Origin of the sequence: Microbacterium sp. MYb54 (genome assembly GCF_002979515.1) — a bacterium.
In the GTDB taxonomy this organism is placed as follows: Bacteria; Actinomycetota; Actinomycetes; order Actinomycetales; family Microbacteriaceae; genus Microbacterium.
Window position 1 is genome coordinate 248,669 of sequence record NZ_PCPA01000004.1, and the last position, 19,463, is coordinate 268,131.

Annotated in this window: 23 protein-coding genes; 11 read left to right on the forward strand and 12 right to left on the reverse strand. The window is 67.0% G+C overall.

Annotation, left to right across the window (positions count from 1 at the left end):
- Positions 1-3: 3 nt before the first annotated feature.
- The 4 genes from sufC (at position 4) to CQ040_RS06785 (ending at position 3,726) form a co-directional block, all read left to right on the forward strand.
- Positions 4-774: a Fe-S cluster assembly ATPase SufC gene (gene sufC, locus CQ040_RS06770; RefSeq protein ID WP_028501689.1), complete on the forward strand. Its 771-nt coding sequence runs from the start codon at positions 4-6 to the stop codon at positions 772-774.
- A 9-nt stretch (positions 775-783) separates the two neighbouring features.
- Positions 784-1,113 (forward strand): metal-sulfur cluster assembly factor, encoded by a 330-nt coding sequence (locus CQ040_RS06775; RefSeq protein ID WP_028501690.1) that lies wholly within the window; start codon positions 784-786, stop codon positions 1,111-1,113.
- A 91-nt stretch (positions 1,114-1,204) separates the two neighbouring features.
- A complete protein-coding gene (locus CQ040_RS06780; RefSeq protein ID WP_105525849.1) occupies positions 1,205-2,359 on the forward strand; it encodes a MalY/PatB family protein in 1,155 nt (384 codons plus the stop codon).
- Complete coding sequence (locus CQ040_RS06785) at positions 2,356-3,726, forward strand: MFS transporter (RefSeq protein ID WP_105525850.1); 1,371 nt, start codon at positions 2,356-2,358, stop codon at positions 3,724-3,726. The genes CQ040_RS06780 and CQ040_RS06785 overlap by 4 nt, the downstream gene beginning before the upstream one ends.
- On the opposite strand, the gene CQ040_RS06790 is transcribed toward CQ040_RS06785, so the two are convergent.
- Positions 3,689-4,273: a TetR family transcriptional regulator gene (locus CQ040_RS06790; protein ID WP_105525851.1), complete on the reverse strand. Its 585-nt coding sequence runs from the start codon at positions 4,271-4,273 to the stop codon at positions 3,689-3,691. The two genes, CQ040_RS06785 and CQ040_RS06790, sit on opposite strands and share 38 nt — an antisense overlap.
- Before the next feature lie 68 nt (positions 4,274-4,341).
- Between CQ040_RS06790 and CQ040_RS06795 the strand changes: the two genes are divergently transcribed.
- On the forward strand, positions 4,342-5,040 hold the full coding sequence (locus tag CQ040_RS06795) for an energy-coupling factor ABC transporter ATP-binding protein (protein ID WP_105525852.1): 699 nt from the start codon (positions 4,342-4,344) through the stop codon (positions 5,038-5,040).
- Positions 5,037-5,630: a CbiQ family ECF transporter T component gene (locus tag CQ040_RS06800; protein ID WP_105525930.1), complete on the forward strand. Its 594-nt coding sequence runs from the start codon at positions 5,037-5,039 to the stop codon at positions 5,628-5,630. The genes CQ040_RS06795 and CQ040_RS06800 overlap by 4 nt, the downstream gene beginning before the upstream one ends.
- Positions 5,631-5,633: 3 nt before the next feature.
- Here CQ040_RS06800 and CQ040_RS06805 read toward each other — a convergent pair whose 3' ends face one another.
- The 4 genes from CQ040_RS06805 to CQ040_RS06820 form a co-directional block, all read right to left on the reverse strand.
- A complete protein-coding gene (locus CQ040_RS06805) occupies positions 5,634-6,944 on the reverse strand; it encodes an acyltransferase (RefSeq protein ID WP_105525853.1) in 1,311 nt (436 codons plus the stop codon).
- A gap of 98 nt (positions 6,945-7,042) precedes the next feature.
- On the reverse strand, positions 7,043-7,714 hold the full coding sequence (locus tag CQ040_RS06810) for a response regulator transcription factor (RefSeq protein ID WP_105525854.1): 672 nt from the start codon (positions 7,712-7,714) through the stop codon (positions 7,043-7,045).
- Positions 7,711-8,976: a sensor histidine kinase gene (locus tag CQ040_RS06815; RefSeq protein ID WP_105525855.1), complete on the reverse strand. Its 1,266-nt coding sequence runs from the start codon at positions 8,974-8,976 to the stop codon at positions 7,711-7,713. Before CQ040_RS06815 ends, CQ040_RS06810 begins: the two co-directional genes overlap by 4 nt.
- Positions 8,977-8,981: 5 nt before the next feature.
- The gene (locus CQ040_RS06820) at positions 8,982-9,599 is read right to left on the reverse strand and encodes a DedA family protein (protein WP_105525856.1); all 618 of its coding nucleotides are present in this window, start codon (positions 9,597-9,599) and stop codon (positions 8,982-8,984) included.
- Between the two features lie 163 nt (positions 9,600-9,762).
- Here CQ040_RS06820 and CQ040_RS06825 point away from each other — a divergent pair, with 163 nt between their 5' ends.
- Entirely contained in the window at positions 9,763-11,361 is a 1,599-nt protein-coding gene (locus tag CQ040_RS06825) for an ABC-F family ATP-binding cassette domain-containing protein (protein WP_028501700.1), read from the forward strand.
- A gap of 136 nt (positions 11,362-11,497) precedes the next feature.
- On the opposite strand, the gene CQ040_RS06830 is transcribed toward CQ040_RS06825, so the two are convergent.
- The 4 genes from CQ040_RS06830 to CQ040_RS06845 are packed head-to-tail and all read right to left on the reverse strand — an operon-like array spanning position 11,498 to position 13,523.
- On the reverse strand, positions 11,498-12,310 hold the full coding sequence (locus CQ040_RS06830; RefSeq protein ID WP_105525857.1) for an SURF1 family protein: 813 nt from the start codon (positions 12,308-12,310) through the stop codon (positions 11,498-11,500).
- Positions 12,307-12,501, reverse strand: a complete 195-nt coding sequence (locus CQ040_RS06835; RefSeq protein ID WP_028501704.1) for a hypothetical protein — start codon at positions 12,499-12,501, stop codon at positions 12,307-12,309. Before CQ040_RS06835 ends, CQ040_RS06830 begins: the two co-directional genes overlap by 4 nt.
- A complete protein-coding gene (locus tag CQ040_RS06840) occupies positions 12,498-12,845 on the reverse strand; it encodes a DUF3099 domain-containing protein (protein WP_105525858.1) in 348 nt (115 codons plus the stop codon). The genes CQ040_RS06835 and CQ040_RS06840 overlap by 4 nt, the downstream gene beginning before the upstream one ends.
- A gap of 54 nt (positions 12,846-12,899) precedes the next feature.
- The gene (locus CQ040_RS06845; RefSeq protein WP_181156704.1) at positions 12,900-13,523 is read right to left on the reverse strand and encodes a DUF4190 domain-containing protein; all 624 of its coding nucleotides are present in this window, start codon (positions 13,521-13,523) and stop codon (positions 12,900-12,902) included.
- A 142-nt stretch (positions 13,524-13,665) separates the two neighbouring features.
- Here CQ040_RS06845 and CQ040_RS06850 point away from each other — a divergent pair, with 142 nt between their 5' ends.
- A complete protein-coding gene (locus tag CQ040_RS06850; RefSeq protein WP_105525860.1) occupies positions 13,666-14,376 on the forward strand; it encodes a beta-ketoacyl-ACP reductase in 711 nt (236 codons plus the stop codon).
- A 16-nt stretch (positions 14,377-14,392) separates the two neighbouring features.
- Here CQ040_RS06850 and CQ040_RS06855 read toward each other — a convergent pair whose 3' ends face one another.
- Genes CQ040_RS06855 through glgC form a run of 3 tightly spaced genes read right to left on the reverse strand, consistent with a single transcriptional unit; the run spans position 14,393 to position 17,061 of the window.
- Positions 14,393-15,088, reverse strand: coding sequence for an alpha/beta fold hydrolase (locus CQ040_RS06855; protein ID WP_105525861.1), 696 nt, complete (start codon positions 15,086-15,088; stop codon positions 14,393-14,395).
- Between the two features lie 46 nt (positions 15,089-15,134).
- A complete protein-coding gene (gene serB / locus CQ040_RS06860) occupies positions 15,135-15,770 on the reverse strand; it encodes a phosphoserine phosphatase SerB (protein WP_105525862.1) in 636 nt (211 codons plus the stop codon).
- Between the two features lie 49 nt (positions 15,771-15,819).
- Positions 15,820-17,061, reverse strand: a complete 1,242-nt coding sequence (gene glgC / locus CQ040_RS06865; protein ID WP_017830423.1) for a glucose-1-phosphate adenylyltransferase — start codon at positions 17,059-17,061, stop codon at positions 15,820-15,822.
- Positions 17,062-17,107: 46 nt separating this feature from the next.
- Here glgC and glgA point away from each other — a divergent pair, with 46 nt between their 5' ends.
- The 3 genes from glgA to CQ040_RS06880 all read left to right on the forward strand — a co-directional run bounded on the left by glgA (position 17,108) and on the right by CQ040_RS06880 (position 19,444).
- Positions 17,108-18,292, forward strand: coding sequence for a glycogen synthase (gene glgA / locus CQ040_RS06870; protein ID WP_105525863.1), 1,185 nt, complete (start codon positions 17,108-17,110; stop codon positions 18,290-18,292).
- Positions 18,293-18,309: 17 nt separating this feature from the next.
- On the forward strand, positions 18,310-19,095 hold the full coding sequence (locus tag CQ040_RS06875; RefSeq protein WP_105525864.1) for an ABC transporter ATP-binding protein: 786 nt from the start codon (positions 18,310-18,312) through the stop codon (positions 19,093-19,095).
- 91 nt (positions 19,096-19,186) lie between these two features.
- Entirely contained in the window at positions 19,187-19,444 is a 258-nt protein-coding gene (locus CQ040_RS06880) for a type B 50S ribosomal protein L31 (RefSeq protein WP_028501712.1), read from the forward strand.
- Positions 19,445-19,463: the final 19 nt, after the last annotated feature.

The window sequence follows — 19,463 nt, forward strand, 5'->3', positions numbered from 1 at the left end:
AGAATGTCTGTTCTCGAGATCCGCGACCTGCATGTGACGGTCGAGACCGAGGCGGGGACCACCCCGATCCTCAACGGAATCAACCTCACCATGAACACCGGTGAGACCCACGCCATCATGGGCCCGAACGGGTCGGGCAAGTCGACGCTGGCCTACACGATCGCAGGTCACCCCAAGTACACGGTGGTCTCCGGTTCCATCACGTTCGACGGCCAGGACGTCCTGGCGATGAGCGTCGACGAGCGTGCTCGCGCGGGCCTCTTCCTCGCGATGCAGTACCCGGTCGAGATCCCGGGTGTCACCGTGACGAACTTCCTCCGAACGGCCAAGACGGCACTCGACGGCGAAGCGCCGGCGATCCGCGGCTGGACCAAGGACGTCAAGTCGGCCATGTCGAACCTGCGCATGGACCCGAAGTTCGCGCAGCGCAACGTCAACGAGGGATTCTCCGGCGGCGAGAAGAAGCGCCACGAGATCCTCCAGCTCGAGGTGCTGAAGCCGAAGTTCGCCATCCTCGACGAGACCGACTCCGGTCTCGACGTCGATGCGCTGAAGATCGTCTCCGAGGGTGTCAACCGCGCGAAGGAGTCCACGGGACTCGGTGTGCTGCTGATCACGCACTACACGCGCATCCTCCGCTACATCCGCCCCGACTTCGTCCACGTCGTCGTCGCGGGCAAGATCGTCGAAGAAGGCGGCCCGGAGCTCGCAGACCGGCTGGAGAACGAGGGATACGACCGTTTCCTCGACCCTGCAGCTCCTATCGAGGCGTAGGCTGATCGCATGACAGCGACCCTGACTGACGAGAAGTACGACGCGGTCACTGAGGCTCTCAAAGACGTCATGGACCCCGAGCTCGGGATCAATGTCGTCGACCTCGGCCTCATCTACGACCTCGCGTGGGATGACGAGAACGATGCTCTCGTCATCCACATGACGTTGACCAGTGCCGGCTGCCCGCTCACCGATGTTCTCGAGGACCAGACCGCTCAGGCTCTGGACAGCGTCGTCGATCGATTCCGCATCAACTGGGTCTGGATGCCGCCGTGGGGTCCGGAGAAGATCTCGGACGATGGGCGCGACATGATGCGCGCCCTCGGCTTCGCGATCTGACCCGCACGGAGACCCGCCGCTAGGCGGTTTCGACGCGCGCGTCGAATCAGATGACACGACGATGTCGCGTGTCGGAACCTCGGGAGAACGAATGCTTCAGGTGAAAGCTCTGCCTCTGGCGGAGCTCCGTGAGCGCAGCAGCGAGAAGTGGCGGGAGTACCCTGCAGACGTTCTGCCGCTGTTCGTCGCCGAGACCGATTTTCCGTTGGCGCCGGCCATCTCGACGGCGCTGCAGCGCGCCGTCGAGATCGGTGACACCGGGTACGTCGCGTCGCGGACACCTCTCGCGGAGTCGTTCGCAGCGTTCGCCGTCCGCCGCTACGGGTGGGAACCCGACCCCGCGCGCATGCGCAGCACCGCAGACGTGAGTATGGGGATCGTCGAGATCCTCCGTCGTGTCACGCAGCCGGGCGAACGGGTCGTCGTGACGCCGCCCGTCTATCCGCCCTTCTACGACCTGGTGGCCGAAGCCGGCGCCGAGGTCGAACGAGTGCCTCTTCGCGACACCGGAACCGGATGGCAGCTCGACCTCGACGGTATCCGCGCCGCCTTCGAGGACGGCGCGACCGCGATTCTGCTCTGCAACCCGCACAACCCGACGGGCACGGTGCACGACAGGGAAAGCCTCTCTGCACTCGCGGAGCTGGCTGACGAGTTCGGTGTCGCGGTCGTCTCCGACGAGATCCACGCGCCGCTCGCGCAGCCGGGCACCGGTTTCACCCCGTTCCTCGCAGTGAGCGACGCGGCACAGCGGGTGGGCTATGCGGTGGTCAGCGCCAGCAAGGCGTTCAACCTCGCAGGGCTGAAGTGCGCCCTCATGGTCGCTGCCGACGAGGAGACGAGTGCCGTCCTGCGTGGACTCCCCGTCGAGGTCGAGTGGCGTACCGGACAGTTCGGTCTGCTCGCCGCGGTCGCCGCGTTCTCGGAGGAGAGCGACCTCTGGCTCGACGGGCTGCTGCGTACTCTCGACGAGAACCGCGTGCTCTTGGAAGATCTCCTCGCTGCACGGCTTCCTGGCGCGCGCTATCGCATTCCCGACGCCGGGTACCTCGCGTGGATCGATCTCTCGGCGCTGGAGTGGGGCGAGAATCCGGCCCGACGCATCCTGAAGGACGCAAGAGTCGCCCTCCATTTCGGGCCGGCCTTCGGTGCAGAGGGTGCTGGCCACGTGCGACTGAACTTCGGAACGAGTCCGGAGATCCTCACTGAGGCCATCGAGCGCATCGCGACGCTCGTGGGCCGATGACCGCCCCGGTCGACGCCGCCACCATCTGGGATCGCCAGCGCATCTGGGTGACTCTCGGTGCGGTCGCCCTCATCTTCCTCGCGGCGATCGAAGCGCTGGCGGTCACGACGGTCATGCCCATCGTCAGTGAGGCGCTCAACGGCGAGGCCCTGTTCGCCGTTGCGTTCGCCGGCACCCTCGCGACCAGCGTGATCGGAATGGTGGCGACCGGAGCGTGGTCGGACGCTCGCGGACCTCGAGGCGCACTGTACGTCGCGGTCACACTCTTCATCATCGGTCTGCTGATCTCGGGTTTCGCGGTGACGATGCACCAGTTCCTCATCGGCCGTCTGGTGCAGGGGCTCGGAACAGGTGGGCAGACCGTCGCACTGTACGTGGTCGTCGCGAGGCTGTACCCGCCGCATCTGCACGGGCGGATCTTCGCGGCTTTCGCAGCCGCTTGGGTCGTACCCTCGATGGTCGGGCCGTTCCTCGCCGGAGCGGTGGCGGAGTACCTCGATTGGCGTTGGGCGTTCCTGGGTGTCGCCGTGCTCACTGCTGCGGCGTTCCTGATGATCGCCGTCCGACTCCGCGGTGTCGATCTGGGGAGAGGGGAACCGCAGGATCGGCGAGCGCTCATCGTTCGACTGGTGCTCGCCGTCGTCGTCGCCGTGCTCGCCGTCGTGATCGGCTTCTCGGCGGATATGGACCCCGGTATCGGGTGGCCGGTGGCGCTCGGGGCCGTACTGGCGATCGGATTCGCCGTCCTTCCGTTGCTGCCGCGGCGCACGCTTCGGGCGGGGCCGGGGCTGCCAAGCGTCGTGCTGATGCGAGGCATCGTGGCGGGGGCATTCTTCGCCACAGAGGCCTACATCCCGTATCTGCTGATGAGGAAGTTCGATTTCAGCGCGACCTGGGCCGGGATCGCCCTGATGCTCGCCGCCCTGGCCTGGGCGGGGGCATCGGCCCTGCAGGGGCGATACGGCGAGCGGTTGGGAAATCACCGGATCACGGTGATCAGTCTCGGCTCGCTCTTGATCGCGATGCTGTGCGTGCTCGCCGCCGCGGTGTTCGATGTCTCGGCTGCCGTCGTCGTGCTGGGTTGGGCGTTCGCCGGAGGCGGGATGGGGCTGCTCTACCCGCGCCTGACCGTGCTGACGCTGGCCTACTCGAACGTCACCAACCAGGGTTTCAACTCATCCGCGCTGTCGATCTCCGACGCCACCGGGTCGGCCGTCGCGATCGCATTGGCCGGGCTCGGTGTCGCCTCCCTCGGCGGTGAGGCGGGAGCGTTCGGCGCGGTGTTCGCGTTCTGCATCGCGCTCGTCGTGCTTGCTGTGGTTCCCGGCCTCAGGCTCGGGCATGCGGCGGAGTCACCGGCGCACTGAGTTCTCCGGCGAGGGCCGTGATCCCGAGATCGAACACGCGATCGAGTCCGGCGGTGACGTCGACCTCTCCCGCGTCGGGGAGGGCTCCATAGCTGTCAGCGTGCATGCGCTGCTGAACGAGCGTGGCGTGTCCGAGCACGAAGTGCAGGATCGCCGCGCCTCGGTCTTCAGGGGCGGTAGCACCTTGCGCGCGCAGTGCCTCGGTCAGTGCGCTCTGGGCCTGTGAGGAGCCGAGCTGGAGGGCATAGGTGCTGAGGACCAGCTCTGCGCCGTCGCGGTAGGCGAAGAGCGCGTCGCGAATACCGCGTGCGGTCGCCAGCACGTCAGCGCTGCCGCGGGGGATCGATGCCGTGATCCGATCGGCGAGCTCGGCGAGCAGCTCCTGCTTGCTCGCGAAGTGCCAGTACAACGCGCTCGGCTGTACATCCAATCCTGCGGCGATGCGCCGCATCGAGAGGTCTGCGAGCCCGACTTCGTCGAGCAGGGCGAGTGCGCTCCTGGCGACGCTGTCGCGATCGTGTCGGGCCGGATTGGGCTCTGGGCTCATCCTCCCATTATAGTGAACGACGTTCAGGTGAACACTGTTCAGGTCATGATGCACGAGAGGGAGTCGCGGTGCCGAGTTCCGCAGAGGTCACTCTCACCCCGATCGTCTTGGACGCGGTGTCTGTGCAGTTCGACGGCCGTCCGGTGCTTCATGACGTCTCGGTCGCGATCACGGCGCAGACCATCGCCGTCATCGGCGCGAACGGCTCGGGGAAGTCGACGTTCGCGCGACTCCTGAACGGCCTCGTCGCTCCCAGCAGTGGCACGGTGTCTGTGCACGGACTCGACACCGTGCGTGAACGCGCAGCCGTCCGCAAGCGTGTGGGCTTCGTGTTCACCAACCCTGATGCGCAGATCCTCATGCCGACGCCCGCCGAAGACCTCGCGTTGTCGTTGCGAGGGCAGCCGAAGGCGGAAGTGGCGGCTCGCGTTCGGGAGACCCTCGATCTGCATGGGCTCGACGACCACGCCGACATCCCTGCGTCGAGCCTGTCCGGGGGCCAGAAGCAGATGCTCGCGCTGGCTTCCGTGCTGATCGCCGCACCACGACTGATCGTCGCCGACGAGCCGACGACGCTCCTCGATCTGCGCAACTCCCGCCGGATCGGAGATCTGCTGCTCGCGCAGACCGCCCAGGTCGTGGTGGTGACGCACGACCTCGAACTGGCCGCACGGTGCGAGACGGCAGTGTTGTTCGACGAGGGGCGGATCGCCGCCTGCGGGCCCCCCGCGGCGGTCATCGAGACCTATCGACAGGCGTGCGCATGATCGCGCTGTATCGACCGGGAACCGGAATCCTGCACCGCGCCCCCGCCTGGGCCAAGCTCGCCGCCCTGGCGGTCGCAGCGCTCGTCCTCTCCGTCTACCCGCATGACTCGGTGAGTATCGCCGTATCGCTCCTCGTGGTCCTGGCGCTGTACGCAGTCGCTGGACTGCCCTTCCGGGTGCTGTTCGCGGAGATCTGGCGTCTGCGCTGGATCGTCCTCATCCTTGCCGGAGCCCTCGTGATCTTCGTGTCGCCGGTCGCCGCGTGGATCAGTACGGGGCGAGTCGTGGCGGTGCTCCTGCTGGCCGGACTGCTGACGCTCACGACCCGGATGTCTGACCTCCTCGAGGTGCTGCACTGGCTTCTGCAGCCCATTCGTCGGTTCGGGAAGGATCCGGAAGCGATCGCACTGACGTTGTCGTTGACCCTCACGACCATTCCGGTGATCGCGGGGTTCGCCGAACGCGTGCGGGAAGCGGAGCAGGCTCGAGACGTACGGCTGGGCGTTCGCACCGTGGTGCCGTTGCTGGTGCTCGCCCTGCGGCACGCGGATGAGGTCGGCGATGCGCTGGCGGCGCGTGGCGTCGGCTGAGTCTCAGACGGCGGCGAGCACTCCCGCGCCCTGAAGCGGTCGAGGTGCCGTCCGGGAAGCGAGTCGCAGCGCACCCGCGATCAACGCGATCGCGATGAGTGCGGTGGCGACCGAGGTGCCGGCAGCCAGGAGCAGCACGATGCCGATCAGGCCGCTCAGAGTCCCGATGGCGAGTTGCAGAGCCGATGCCGTCGCCGGTGGCGCGGGCTGCGACTCGAACCGGCTGAACAGGACCGCGACGAGGGCCGTGAGTGCGAGCGCGGTCGCGAGCCAGAGCGGCCGGCCCGCCCACCACTCGGTGCTGTCGAGTGCAGGCAGCATCGTGCCGGTCGCGAGGGCATAGATCGCGGTGGCCCCCGCCATCAGGAGCAGTACAGGCATGTGCCAGAGATAGATCGTCATGGCCCGCACGGTCACGAAACCGGTGAACGCGGCTACCTGAGGCCGGCGACTGAACCGTTCGAGACGGTCGCGATTCAGTGAGATCAGGCTGGTGTGCGCGATGCCGACGAGCAGGAGGGCTGCGGTGGGCGGGTTGATGTTCGCGATGAGGTCGGGGGAGTACATCGCGGCCAGGAAGGTCGTGACGAGGAGGACCAGGGCCCCGATGCCCGCGATCACACGGACGCGGACGCTCAGCGCATCGATGCGTCCGTCGGCGAGGAAGAAGCCGAGCTGCTGCAGCGTCATCCACACGAAGGCGAGGTTCAGGAAGCCGAGTGCTTCGACGCCGGATGCGGCGCGCAGGACATCGACGGCGATCGAGGCGATGGCGAGAGCGCCGATCGTGCGAAACGGTGCGCGCTCGTGGGCGGCGGCGAGGAGGGGGAGCAGCGCCTGGCACAGCAGGAAGACACCCAGGAACCACAGCGGTTGTCCGTACCGGAATCCCGCGGTGGCGATGAGGTCGGCAGGCACTCCGAAGACGGTGAGCAGCGCGAGTGCGAGGCCGATGACGGCGATCGTGTAGATGGCGGGACGCAGCAGTCGGTGCACACGCCCTGCGATGAATCCGACGGACGTACCGCCGCGCTGCCGCATCCGTCGATAGGCCAGTAGCCCCGAGAACCCGCCGATCACGAAGAACAGCGGCATCACCTGCAGGAGCCAGCTGAGTGGGGCGATCCATCCGGTTCCGTCGCTGGCGTTGTCGAATACGGGCGCCGAATCAGTGACCGTGACGCCGACCATGATCGAGTGCAGGAGCACGACGCCGAGCACGCAGAGCGCGCGGACGAAGTCGATCCCGGTGTCGCGGGATGCGCGCGGGGGAGCAGTGGTGATGACGGCGCGCGGTGCCTGGACGATGGCCATGATTCCTCCTCGGGAGCGGTGTCCCAGGAGACTATGGACGCGGTGCCGGTGGGGGCATCACCCTCGGGTGCCGTTACGACCCCCTACGACGGGGTGAGTCAGGAGGATGGCTCCACGAGTCCGGTGTCGTAGGCGAGGATCACGGCGTGCACGCGGTCGCGCAGGTTCAGCTTCGCGAGCACCTTGCCCACGTGCGTCTTGACCGTCTGCTCCGCGATGAAGAGGTCGGCGGCGATCTCAGTATTGGAGCGCCCCTTGCCGATGAGTCCCAGCACCTCGCGTTCGCGATCGGTGAGCTCGGCGAGTGAGGTCGCGGATCGGGGTGAACGTGGCCGCCGCCCGGCGAACTGCTCGATCATGCGTCGCGTCACACTCGGCGCGAGCAGAGCATCTCCGCCGGCGACAACGCGCACTGCGTGCACGAGCTCTTCGGGCAGCGCATCCTTCAGCAGGAATCCGCTGGCACCCGCCTCGAGTGCGTCGTACACGTAGTCGTCGATGTCGAAAGTCGTGAGCATCAGGATCCGTGGCACATGCGCGGCAGGGTAGGAGGGACCGAGGATGCGTCGAGTCGCCTCGATACCGTCGAGCTCGGGCATCCGCACGTCCATCAGGATCACATCGGGATCGAGACGCGCCGCCAAGGTGACGGCTTCGGTGCCGTTCGCGGCTTGCCCGACCACTCGGATGCCGTCGTGGGCATCGAGGAGGGCAGCGAACCCGGCACGGACCATGGCCTGGTCATCGGCGATGAGCACGCTGATCGTCATGGATTCTCCTTGTCGAGCGAAGGGACAGCAGTCGTGGCAGTCGAGTCGCCATCGAGGGGGAGCACGACGATGACATCCCATCCGCCACCCGCTGCAGGTCCTGCGGACAGGCTCCCGCCGAGGATCTCGGCCCGTTCACGCATGCCACGGAGTCCGTAGCCGCCTCCGTGCCCTTCGGGGCTGCGTGGTGGGGCGGCGTTGTGCACCAGGATGCGGATGCTGCGGGCTTCGGCATGCAACCGCACGGCGATCCGTGCACCCGGCGCGTGTCGAACGGCGTTGCTCAAAGCCTCCTGGACGATGCGGAAGGCGGCGATCTGCACGGCGGGGGTGGCAGCGACCGCGGCCTCTCCGCCTTCGAGTGCCAGCCCGACCTCGACTCCGGCGCGGCGGATGCTGTCCACGAGGGTCGGAATGTCGTCGATACCCTGCTGCGGTGCGAGTTCGGCGTTCTGGTCTTCCGTGCGGAGCACGCCGAGCATGCGTCGCATCTCGGTGAGCGAGCTTCGGGCGGTTGCCGCGATGTCGTCGAACTCGGCGGTCGCGGCGTCGTCGAGGTCGGGGATCCGGTACTTCGCGGTCGAGGCCTGCACCTGGATCACCGACATGCTGTGCGCGACGACGTCGTGAAGCTCTCTGGCTATCCTCGTGCGCTCCTCCACGAGCGCGCGTCTGGCCTCTTCAAGCGCACTGTGCTCCTTCTCGCGGGTCAGCTCGGCTGCGACCCGGACCCGGCCGGCGACCAGCGCCGCGATGAGGAACATGGCGGAGGCGACGGCCGTCGTCACGATGAGGTCGGCCGTCGCGCTGGCAGACGACTCCGGCAGCGCGACCATGTCGGGCCGGAGCACGGGGGCGAGAAGTGAGGCGATCACGCCGAGGATCAGGGTGTAGGCGCCCAGCCGTGCACCGTGGAGGAACGTGACGACGCCGACGAAGAGGACGAAGACGAGAAGGGCAGGGACGGCCCAGGGCCACGGCGATCGGATGGCGAGTTCCGACGCGACGGTCAGCGGCATCGTGAGCGCCGCTGCGGTGAAGAGCACGATGGCCCAGCGTGGGCGGGAGATCGCGAGCACCGGCGAGACGCACAGTGCGGCTCCGAGAATGAACGACAGCGGCAGCGGCGTGCCGTACAGCACCGTCTGCAGCGAAACGATGAGAGCGTACAGCGCAACGACCGCCGCGTACAGCGCTACGAGGGCTGCGGTGCGGCGGCTGATCCGTTGGCGGCGCGGTGTGCGCTCTCGGCGGCGGGCCATGACCCTCATCCTGCCAGCTGCGGGGCGGGCTCACGGCGGCGACGGGCCGCGGCGATCCGGTCGATCACGACGCCGATGATGAGCGCTACGACGATTCCGAGCCCGGCGCTGAGCAGGGGCTGGTCCTTGATCCAGGCGCCGGCGAGCAGCCCGATAGCGAGGCTGAACACGCTCCAGCTGAGCCCGGCGATCAGGCTCAGCGGGAGGAACCGGCGCCAGGGGAAGTCGAGCGCGCCGGCTGACATGTTGACGGCGACGCGTCCGACCGGGATGTATCTGGCGCCGAGGATGAGCGTGGCACTGCGCCGATCGAGTGCGCGTTGGGCGTGAGCGAACGCCGCCGCTACTCTCGGCCGACGCATCCACGCGAACCGGGTCGTGCCGAGCCCTCTGCCGATCAGGAAGGCGATGTTGTCTCCGATCGCCGCCCCGATCGCGGCGACGACTCCGAGCAAGACCAGGTTCCCCTCACCGGTGGACGCGGCGACGGCTGCGGCCGCGACGAGGACCGTCTCGCTGGGAACCGGCGGGAAGAAGCCGTCGATGATGGTGACGGCGAACAGGACCAGATACAGCCAGGGCGAGGCGATCGCCTGCATGATGAGCTCGTTGAGGATGTCCACTCCCGCACGCTATGCAAGGGGTGCGGGTGGGGGCATCCCTCTGGGGTATCGGACGCGTCACTCTCCGGACTGATCTTGCTGGAAGCGACTCCCGGCCACGCGGCTTATACTGGGAGGCTGGCCGATCGGCCGAACAACCTCCCTGAAAGAACGGACGTCCGCTGTGCTCGCCGTGCACGACCTCGAGATCCGCGTTGGTGCGCGCCTGCTGATGGAGAACGTCTCGTTCCGCGTCGCCGACGGAGACAAGATCGGACTCGTCGGCCGCAACGGGGCCGGGAAGACCACACTCACGAAGGTGCTCGCGGGCGACGAGCTGCCCTCCGGGGGTAACGTGACCCGTTCGGGTGAGCTCGGCTACCTGCCGCAGGACCCTCGCTCCGGGAACCCGGAAGACCTCGCCCGCACCCGCATCCTCGACGCGCGCGGGCTCGGACAGCTGAACCTCGGGATGACCGAGGCGTCGCTCGCGATGGGATCGGAAGACCCGGCCGTCGCCGAGAAGGCGATGAAGCGCTATGCAGCACTGACCGAGAAGTTCGAGGCTCAGGGTGGTTACGCGGCTGAAGCTCAAGCGGCATCGATCGCGCACAACCTCTCCCTTCCCGACCGGATCCTCGACCAGCCGCTCTCCACGCTCTCGGGTGGCCAGCGTCGCCGTATCGAGCTCGCCCGCATCCTCTTCTCGGACGCACAGACGATGATCCTCGATGAGCCCACCAACCACCTCGATGCGGACAGCGTCGTGTGGCTGCGCGAGTTCCTCAAGGGGTACAAGGGTGGACTGATCGTGATCAGCCACGATGTCGAACTCGTCGGCGAGACGGTCAACCGGGTGTTCTACCTGGACGCGAACCGCCAGGTGATCGACACCTACAACATGAACTGGAAGAACTACCTGCGCCAGCGCGTCGCCGACGAGGAGCGTCGCAAGAAAGAGCGAGCCAACGTCGAGAAGAAGGCGACGACGCTGCAGCTGCAGGCGGCGCGCTTCGGCGCAAAGGCTTCGAAGGCCGCCGCCGCCCACCAGATGGTCGCCCGTGCCGAGAAGATGCTCGCCGGCCTCGATGACGTGCGCCAGGAAGATCGCGTGGCGAAGCTGCGATTCCCGAAGCCGGCCGCGTGCGGCAAGACCCCGCTCATGGCGACGGGCCTGTCGAAGTCCTACGGTTCGCTGGAGATCTTCACCGACGTCGACCTCGCGATCGATCGCGGTTCGAAGGTCGTCATCCTCGGCCTCAACGGTGCCGGAAAGACCACTCTCCTGCGGATGCTCGCCGGCGTCGACAAGCCCGACACCGGACAGCTCGAGCCAGGGCACGGGCTCAAGGTCGGTTACTACGCCCAGGAGCACGAGAACCTCGACGTCAACCGCTCGGTGCTCGAGAACATGGTCTCCGCCGCGCCGCACATCACCGAGACCGAGGCGCGTAAGGTCCTGGGTTCGTTCCTCTTCACGGGAGACGACGTCCTCAAGCCTGCGGGCGTTCTGTCCGGTGGGGAGAAGACGCGACTGTCACTCGCGACGCTCGTCGTCTCGTCGGCGAACCTGCTGCTCCTCGATGAGCCCACCAACAACCTCGACCCCGCGTCGCGCGAGGAGATCCTCGGTGCACTTGCGCACTACGAGGGCGCTGTCGTCCTCGTCTCGCACGACCCCGGTGCCGTGCAGTCGCTCAACCCCGAGCGCGTGCTGATCCTCCCGGACGGGGTCGAGGACATCTGGAGCCAGGAGTACCAGGACCTCATCGAGCTCGCCTGACCTACGGAGACGTCGTTCCGAGTCGTGGTCGGGCGCACATCGGCCGCGCGTACTCTCTCTTCGTCAGAGCGGGGTTCATGATTGTGCGCGACGACGGAGCGTCGATCACGAGCTGAATGATCGATCGTCGACGAACTCAGCGCACGTCGAGCAGCTCGTCCTCGACATCGGCGTCGTGGTCTTTGCGCCGGGACTTCTTCACCGGGGCAGGAATGCCCTCGACCTCTTCGCGGTGCTTCACGATCTCGGTGCGGATGATGTATCCGATGAAGATGAAACCCATCAGGGCGAACAGGATCCACTGGATCGCGTAGGAGAGGTGCGGACCCGGGTCATCGGTGGGGGAGTCGAAGCCGCCCAGCGTGCCTGACCCCGCCGGATCTTCGCTGATGACGCGCCCGTAGGCGCCGGTGATCACATCGCCCTCGACCAGCTTCGCAATCGTGGGCAGGTTGATGGTCGGCACCTGTCCCTCCGGTGCGCCACGACCTGAAGCCGGAACCTGCTCACCGGGACGCAACCGCACGGTGACCTCGACCTCGCCCTTCGGCGGCGCCGGAACCGCGTCCGGGGCATCGCCATCACCGGGCGGAACCCAGCCGCGATCGACGATGAACACGCGTCCATCGACATCGCGGAACGGAACCAGCACCTCGAACGCGCTCGTTCCGCCATGCGGGCGGTTCCTCACCAGGAGCTGCTGGTCGGCCAGATACTCGCCCTGCAGAAGCACCGGGTGCCACTCGTCGCCCGGATCGAGGACGCCGTCATCGCCGATGAGGTCCGCGAGCGGCACGGGGGTGGCATCGTAGTTCTGCTCCACGAGCTCGATCTGCGCCGCGCGGGTCTCGTTCCTCTCGAACTGCCAGTTCGAGAGGAAGACGCACGCGACCGCGAAGCCGATCGCGATGAGCACATAGACAGCCCATCGGGTCCATCGTCGGCTCATGCGGGAACACCGTCGCGCACGCTCACGGGGAAGTCACGAGCCGCGAGATAGTCGTGGAGGAAGTCGACGTGTTCATCGCAGGCCAGCCAGATCTTCTCGCGATCGGCGGCATGGATGCGGGGATTGCGCCACACCACCTGCTTGGTAGCCGCGCTCCGGCAGCCGGCACGCGAGCATTCATGATCTGTCATGCGTCTTTCGGGCCTTCGTGAATCGTGAACACCGGAGGTGTGGTCGTGTCGCTTTCGATCGGAGCCGGCCTCGGGGCGTCGAGTTCCTGCACCGGGGACTCCGCGGTGGTGTCGGTGCTGTCGCTTCCCGCGTTCGCGAAGACGACGGCGATGTACGGCAGCACGGCAGCCGAGATCCCGAAGACCCAGGTGTACCACCCATAAGGCTGCACCAGCACCATGAGCGCGAAGCACACGACGCGGATCGACATCGTCAGGACATAGCGGCGCACACGATGGTCTGCCTCATCCCGCGGAGACCGCGGCAGTGAGGTGACGGCCGGGACTTCACGCGCGTTCTTCACGATGCCTCAAGCCTACGCCGGTGCGGACCTCCCGGCGTGCCCGTTCGGTGGCGGTCAGCTCGAGAAGAGGTACGGAAGACTGAACGCTCCGACGAACAGGAAGCTGATGATGGTGCTGACGAGCACGAAGGCGCCGACCGCGACCACCAGATAGCCGAGGATCAGGCCGGCGATCGCCATGCCCCGGCCGCCGAGCGCCGGGTCGCGCTTGGTCTGGCCGAGCGCCATGTGACCGGTGATGACGGCGGTTATCGATGCCAGCACGGGGATGATCGCCCAGAACAGGACGATTCCGGCGATACCGCACACCAAGGCGGTGATGGCGAGTCCGCTCGTGGGGCGCGGCGTCGTCGAAGGGTAGCCCGGTGCGGCGTATGGCGCGTAGCCGGACTGTGCTGGTGGCGTGCCGTACTGCGCTGGTGGCGTGCCGTAACCCGGGTGCGCCGGCGGCGGGGCATAGCCGGGCTGCGGTGCAGCGGCAGGCGGGAGCCCATAGGCCGGCTGACCTGGCTGAGCGTAGGTGGGCGGTGCACCGGGATAGCTCTGAGTGGGCTGCGGGCCGGGCGGCACCGGGTAGGCCGCAAGCGCGGGTGCGGCAGCCTGCGTTGCAGGAGGTGGCGGCGGTGGCGGCGTGAGCGGCGACGCGTCACCTGAGGGAGGAACCTGGTTTTCGCTCACGATGCAGCCTTTCGTCTCGCTCAGGCTTTCAGCAGCGTTCGAGTCTGTCAAACGCAGGAAGCCAGCCGGCCCGGGCATCGTCGGTAGGATCGATGACGGCTCGGAAACCCCAGGCCACCGGCCCAGATCAGGAGTACCCCCAATGAGTGCTGACCGCGTCGTCCTCGTCACCGGCGGAAACCGCGGCATCGGCCGCGCGATCGCGGAGCGATTCGTACGCGATGGCTACCGAGTGGCGGTCACTGCTCGCAGCGGTGAGGGCCCCGAAGGCACGCTGACGGTTCGCGCGGATGTGACGGATGCCGTGGCGCTCGATGCCGCGTTCACCGAGGTGGAACAGCAGCTCGGACCGGTCGAGATCGTCGTCGCGAACGCCGGGATCACGAAGGACACGCTCCTCATGCGCATGAGTGAAGACGACTTCGACAGCGTGGTCGCCACGAACCTGGGCGGTACGTTCCGCGTCGTCAAGCGCGCATCGAAGGGCATGCTGCGCGCGCGCTTCGGGCGCATCATCCTGATCTCGAGCGTCGTGGGTCTCTACGGCTCCGCGGGCCAGGCGAACTACTCGGCATCCAAGAGCGCTCTCGTGGGATTCGCCCGTTCGATCACCCGTGAGCTCGGAGCCCGTGGGATCACGGCCAACGTCGTGGCTCCAGGATTCATCGAGACCGACATGACGGCGGAGCTCCCCGAGGAGACACAGAAGCAGTACAAGGCGAGCATCCCCGCGGCACGATTCGCCACGCCCGATGAGGTCGCAGGTGTGGTCACCTGGCTCGCAGGCGACGACGCCGGCTACATCTCGGGTGCGGTCATCCCGGTCGACGGTGGCCTCGGGATGGGGCACTGACCCCGGCTCTCGACTTTCAGCGAGCGATCGCGGAGTTGAGGAGCTCGCCCAGTCTTTCCGGGACGGAGAACTGCGGCCAGTGGCCGGAGCCGATTCTGATGACCTCAGCATCGTCGATTGCCCGGTACTCGTCGGCGTAGGACCCCCACTGATCGATCATCGCTTCGAACGCGGGCTGGTCGAGGCCGCCCATCAGCAGGGTTACGGGTACCCGATATCTGGCGGGGTTGTCGAGCACGATGCCGTCGGTCGGCACTCGTGGAGGAACGCTGCGAGTGTGCGGCGCCGTGCGTGCCCGCGTGGCATCGTCGAGATCGCTCACGTCTTCGTTGGGGAAGAAGCCCCAGCCGGGGAAGGGCACGACCCCGTCGATGATCTCGAATTCGCTGATCCCGCTCCCGGGCGGCGGCGGAACGGTATCGACGAAGACGACGCGGTTCACGCGATCGGGGCGTGCGTCGGCGACACCCCACGCGACGTTCCCGCCACCGCTGTGGCCGACCACCACGACGTCGCCCGGCACCGCGTCGACGGTTGTCACCGCGGCAGCGATCCATTGCGCGATGCCGATCTCGGAAGAGGTCGACGCCGGTTCGTCGAGGCCGGGGAGCGTCAGGGCGTGCACGCGATGGCCAGCTTGTTCGAGCGCCGGCGTCACGTCGTCCCAGCTGGAGGCATCGAGCCAGAGTCCCGGTATGAGGATGATGTCCATGAGCCGACGCTAGCGGCCGGCACGGACGTTCTCCATGGGGATACGCCTACGGCAGCAGCGCGACGACCTCAGACAGGTCTTGCGGACCGATCACGAGACTGGCCGCCTCGCGCACCGCGGGCTTCGCATTGAAAGCGAGCCCGAGGCCCGCGACCGCCATCATCTGCAGGTCGTTCGCGCCGTCGCCGATCGCGATGGTCGCGTGGGGTGCGACACGGAGTTCCTCTGCCCATTGCTGGAGCGAAAACGCCTTCGCGGCTCCATCCACGATGTCGCCGTCGACTCGTCCGGAGAGGAACCCGTCAGCAGTCGAGAGACGGTTCGCTCGCCAGCGATCGACACCGAGAGCGGGTGCGACGTCGTCGAGGATCTCGTGGAAGCCGCCGGAGACGACGCCAACCACACCACCGCGGTCGTGGACGGCCGCCGTGAGTTCGCGCACGCCGGGTGTCGGCTCGATCCGCGCACGCACGCGATCGAACGCAGAGACGGGCACGCCTTCGAGGGCGGCGACCCGGGAGCGCAGACTCGTCGCGAAGTCGACCTCACCGCGCATCGCAGCCTCGGTGGCCGCCTGCACCTCGGCGCGGCGACCGGCCTCGTCGGCGAGCAGCTCGATCACCTCGTTGCGGATCAGGGTGGAATCGGCATCGAGGACGACGAGGAATCGCGCGGTGGTCACTCATCGAGCCTAGCGATCGCCCGAGCGGTCGATGCGCTGCGTGACGTCTTCAGCGTTCGATGAAGACGCCCTTGCCGACGACGGTGATACCGGATTCGGTGACGGTGAAACCACGGGCCAGGTCGCGTTCGCGGTCCACGCCGACGGTCGCTCCATCGGCCAGCACCACGTTCTTGTCGAGGATCGCCCGATGGATGCGCGCTCCTTGACCGACATGAACGTGGTCGAACACGACGGAGTCCGTGATGGTCGAGCCGCCACCGGCGAGAGTCCACGGACCCACCACGCTGCGTTCCAGGTGGGTGCCGGACAGCACGGACCCGAGCGAGACGATCGAATCGATCGCGTTGCCGATCCGACCGACCGAGTCGCGGACGAACTTCGCCGGAGGGGAGTTGACCGCCTGCGAGTGGATCGGCCACTCCATGTTGTAGAGGTTGAAGATCGGCAGGGTCGAGATCAGGTCGCGGTGCGCGTCGTAGAACGAGTCGATCGTCCCGACGTCACGCCAGTAGGAGCGGTCGCGAGGAGACGACCCAGGCACCTCGTTCTGCTTCATGTCGTAGTAGCCGGCCTCGCCGCGCTCGACGAAGTAGGGGACGATGTCGCCGCCCATGTCGTGCCCGGACACCGGCGATTCTCCGTCGGCCTCGACCGCGGCGATCAGCGCGTCCGCGTCGAAGATGTAGTTGCCCATCGACGCGAGCACCTCGTGGGGGGAGTCTTCGAGACCTGCGATATCGGTCGGCTTCTCCAGGAACTGCTTGATCCGCCCCGACTCCGCGTCGGCATCGATCACGCCGAACTGCGACGCGAGCGCGAGCGGCTGACGGATGCCAGCGACGGTCGCCTTCGCGCCCGACTCGATGTGCGCCTCGAGCATCTGCCGGAAGTCCATCCGGTACACGTGATCGGCGCCGATGACCACGACGATGTCGGGCTTCTCGTCGTTGATCAGGTTCATGCTCTGCAGGATGGCGTCGGCCGATCCGGAGAACCATCGCTTGCCGAGCCGCTGCTGCGCGGGGACCGAGGTCACGTAGGAGTCGAGGAGGGCCGACATCCGCCAGGTCTGCGAGATGTGCCGGTCGAGGCTGTGGGACTTGTACTGCGTCAGCACCACGATCTGCCGGAGGCCGGAGTTGATGAGGTTGGAGATCGCGAAATCGATGAGTCTGTACTGTCCGCCGAACGGCACTGCGGGTTTCGCTCTGTCGGCCGTGAGAGGCATGAGGCGCTTGCCCTCGCCGCCGGCGAGGATGATCCCGAAGACCTTCTTTGGAGCGGACATGGCTCCACCATAGATGCCTTCCTCCTCGCTGTACTAGCGTTCAGACATGCGAGTTGAAATGATCACGAAGGAGTATCCGCCGGAGGTGTACGGCGGTGCCGGCGTGCACGTCGCCGAGCTCGTCGCAGCCCTCAGGGAGCACATCGAAGTGCGGGTCCGCGCGTTCGGGGCTCCGCGTGAGGAGACGGATACGTTCGCGTACCGCGCGCCCGTGGAACTCGCCGGCGCGAATGCCGCGCTGCAGACGCTGGGCACTGATCTCGAGATCGTGTCGGCGATCGCGGGGGCCGACCTCGCGCACAGCCACACCTGGTACGCGAACTTCGCCGGGCACCTCGCTTCGCAGCTGCATGGGATCCCGCATGTACTGACGGCACACAGCCTCGAGCCCCTCCGACCATGGAAGGCGGAGCAGCTCGGCGGTGGCTACGCCATCTCCAGTGGCATCGAGCGGCTCGCCTACGAGAATGCCGCAGCGGTGATCGCCGTGAGTGCCGGAATGCGTGCCGACATCCTGCGCAGCTACCCCCAGGTCGACCCTGCGAAGGTGCGCGTGATCCACAACGGCATCGATGTCGAGCGGTGGCGTCCTGTAAAGGATGCGGCATTCCTGGAATCGATCGGGCTGGATCCCGCACGACCCTCTGTCGTGTTCGTCGGGCGCATCACGAGGCAGAAGGGCCTGCCGTATCTGCTGCAGGCCGCCCGGCTCCTGCCGCCGGAGGTGCAGCTCGTGCTGTGCGCCGGCGCTCCGGACACGCCGGAGATCATGGCGGAGGTCCAAGAGGGTGTCCGGCTGCTGCAGCAGACGCGCGATGGCGTCATCTGGGTGGAGCGGATGCTGCCGCGCGACGAGCTGTCGGCGATCCTCACGGCGGCGACGACATTCGTCTGCCCGTCCATCTACGAGCCGCTCGGAATCGTGAACCTCGAGGCGATGGCGTGTGGCGCAGCCGTGGTGGGAACGGCCACGGGTGGAATCCCCGAGGTAGTCGCCGACGGTGTCACCGGTCGACTCGTGCCGATCGAGCAGTTGCAGGACGGCACCGGCACGCCCGTGGATCCGGAGCGCTACGTGGCCGACCTCGCGGCCGTGCTCACCGAAGTGGCGATGGATCCAGAGCGGGCACGCGCTTACGGCGAGGCCGGACGCGAGCGGGCGCGCGATGACTTCAGCTGGGCGGCGATCGCAGAGACGACGCGCGCGCTCTACGCGGAGCTCACCGCCTGAGCCGATAGGCTTGATGCATGCCGAGCGCTCTGGAATTCACCGACGTCGTCGTGCGCCGTGAGGGGCGCAACATCATCGATCACGTGACGTGGGAGGTCGACGACGACCAGCGATGGGTGATCCTCGGCCCGAACGGCGCGGGCAAGACCACGCTTCTGCAGCTGGCCGACACGCTCATGCACCCGACAGCGGGAACGGTGACGGTACTGGGGGAGACCCTCGGTCGCACCGACGTGTTCGAGGTGCGTCCGCGCATCGGCTTCGCCTCGTCGGCGATGGCCAAGCGCGTGCCTCGTGATGAGACGGTCCTCAACACCGTGCTCACCGCCGCTTACTCCGTGCTGGGCCGCTGGAACGAGAACTACGAAGACATCGACGAGCGCCGTGCACTTCGGGTGCTCGGTGACTGGCGCCTCGACCACCTGGCTGAGCGCACTTTCGGCACGCTCAGCGACGGCGAGCAGAAGCGCGTGCAGATCGCGCGAGCGGTGATGACCGACCCGGAGCTCCTGCTGCTCGACGAGCCGACGGCCTCGCTCGATCTCGGCTCCCGCGAAGAGCTCCTCGCGCTGCTCAGTGGATACGCATCCTCGCCGACCACCCCCGCCATGCTGATGGTCACGCACCACGTCGAAGAGATCCCCGTGGGATTCACCCACGTCATGCTGATCCGTGACGGTTCCGTCGTCGCGGCGGGCCCGATCGCGGAGACGCTCACAGCCGAGGCGCTCACCGACACGTTCGGCATGCCGATCGTGCTCAGCAGCGAAGACGGCCGCTACGCCGCCCGCGCAGCATCATGATCTGCGTCTGATAGAATTGACCCTTGGTGCTCTCTGCACCGCAGACTTCCCTCGTCCCTGGCACAATCCAGGGCAGCAACTAAGGAATCCCATGAAGACTGACATTCACCCCGAGTACAAGGCTGTCGTGTTCCGCGACCTCGGCTCGGGCGAGACGTTCCTCACCCGCTCGACCGTGACCGGCGACAAGACCATCGAGTTGGACGGCGTCGAGTACCCCGTCATCGACGTCGAGATCTCGTCGGCTTCGCACCCGTTCTACACGGGTAAGCAGCGCATCATGGACTCGGCCGGCCGCGTCGAGAAGTTCAACCAGCGCTTCAAGGGCTTCGGCGGCTCGTCCAAGTAACGACTGCCATGAAGAAGGC

What these genes read in the sequence shown, in the direction of transcription:
- sufC (WP_028501689.1), top strand. Translation starts at nt 4, where the DNA reads ATGTCTGTTCTCGAGATCCGCGACCTGCATGTGACGGTCGAGACCGAG.
- CQ040_RS06775 (WP_028501690.1), top strand. Translation starts at nt 784, where the DNA reads ATGACAGCGACCCTGACTGACGAGAAGTACGACGCGGTCACTGAGGCT.
- CQ040_RS06780 (WP_105525849.1), top strand. Translation starts at nt 1,205, where the DNA reads ATGCTTCAGGTGAAAGCTCTGCCTCTGGCGGAGCTCCGTGAGCGCAGC.
- CQ040_RS06785 (WP_105525850.1), top strand. Translation starts at nt 2,356, where the DNA reads ATGACCGCCCCGGTCGACGCCGCCACCATCTGGGATCGCCAGCGCATC.
- CQ040_RS06790 (WP_105525851.1), bottom strand. Translation starts at nt 4,273, where the DNA reads ATGAGCCCAGAGCCCAATCCGGCCCGACACGATCGCGACAGCGTCGCC.
- CQ040_RS06800 (WP_105525930.1), top strand. Translation starts at nt 5,037, where the DNA reads ATGATCGCGCTGTATCGACCGGGAACCGGAATCCTGCACCGCGCCCCC.
- CQ040_RS06805 (WP_105525853.1), bottom strand. Translation starts at nt 6,944, where the DNA reads ATGGCCATCGTCCAGGCACCGCGCGCCGTCATCACCACTGCTCCCCCG.
- CQ040_RS06810 (WP_105525854.1), bottom strand. Translation starts at nt 7,714, where the DNA reads ATGACGATCAGCGTGCTCATCGCCGATGACCAGGCCATGGTCCGTGCC.
- CQ040_RS06815 (WP_105525855.1), bottom strand. Translation starts at nt 8,976, where the DNA reads ATGGCCCGCCGCCGAGAGCGCACACCGCGCCGCCAACGGATCAGCCGC.
- CQ040_RS06830 (WP_105525857.1), bottom strand. Translation starts at nt 12,310, where the DNA reads ATGAGCCGACGATGGACCCGATGGGCTGTCTATGTGCTCATCGCGATC.
- CQ040_RS06835 (WP_028501704.1), bottom strand. Translation starts at nt 12,501, where the DNA reads ATGACAGATCATGAATGCTCGCGTGCCGGCTGCCGGAGCGCGGCTACC.
- CQ040_RS06850 (WP_105525860.1), top strand. Translation starts at nt 13,666, where the DNA reads ATGAGTGCTGACCGCGTCGTCCTCGTCACCGGCGGAAACCGCGGCATC.
- CQ040_RS06855 (WP_105525861.1), bottom strand. Translation starts at nt 15,088, where the DNA reads ATGGACATCATCCTCATACCGGGACTCTGGCTCGATGCCTCCAGCTGG.
- glgC (WP_017830423.1), bottom strand. Translation starts at nt 17,061, where the DNA reads ATGTCCGCTCCAAAGAAGGTCTTCGGGATCATCCTCGCCGGCGGCGAG.
- glgA (WP_105525863.1), top strand. Translation starts at nt 17,108, where the DNA reads ATGCGAGTTGAAATGATCACGAAGGAGTATCCGCCGGAGGTGTACGGC.
- CQ040_RS06875 (WP_105525864.1), top strand. Translation starts at nt 18,310, where the DNA reads ATGCCGAGCGCTCTGGAATTCACCGACGTCGTCGTGCGCCGTGAGGGG.
- CQ040_RS06880 (WP_028501712.1), top strand. Translation starts at nt 19,187, where the DNA reads ATGAAGACTGACATTCACCCCGAGTACAAGGCTGTCGTGTTCCGCGAC.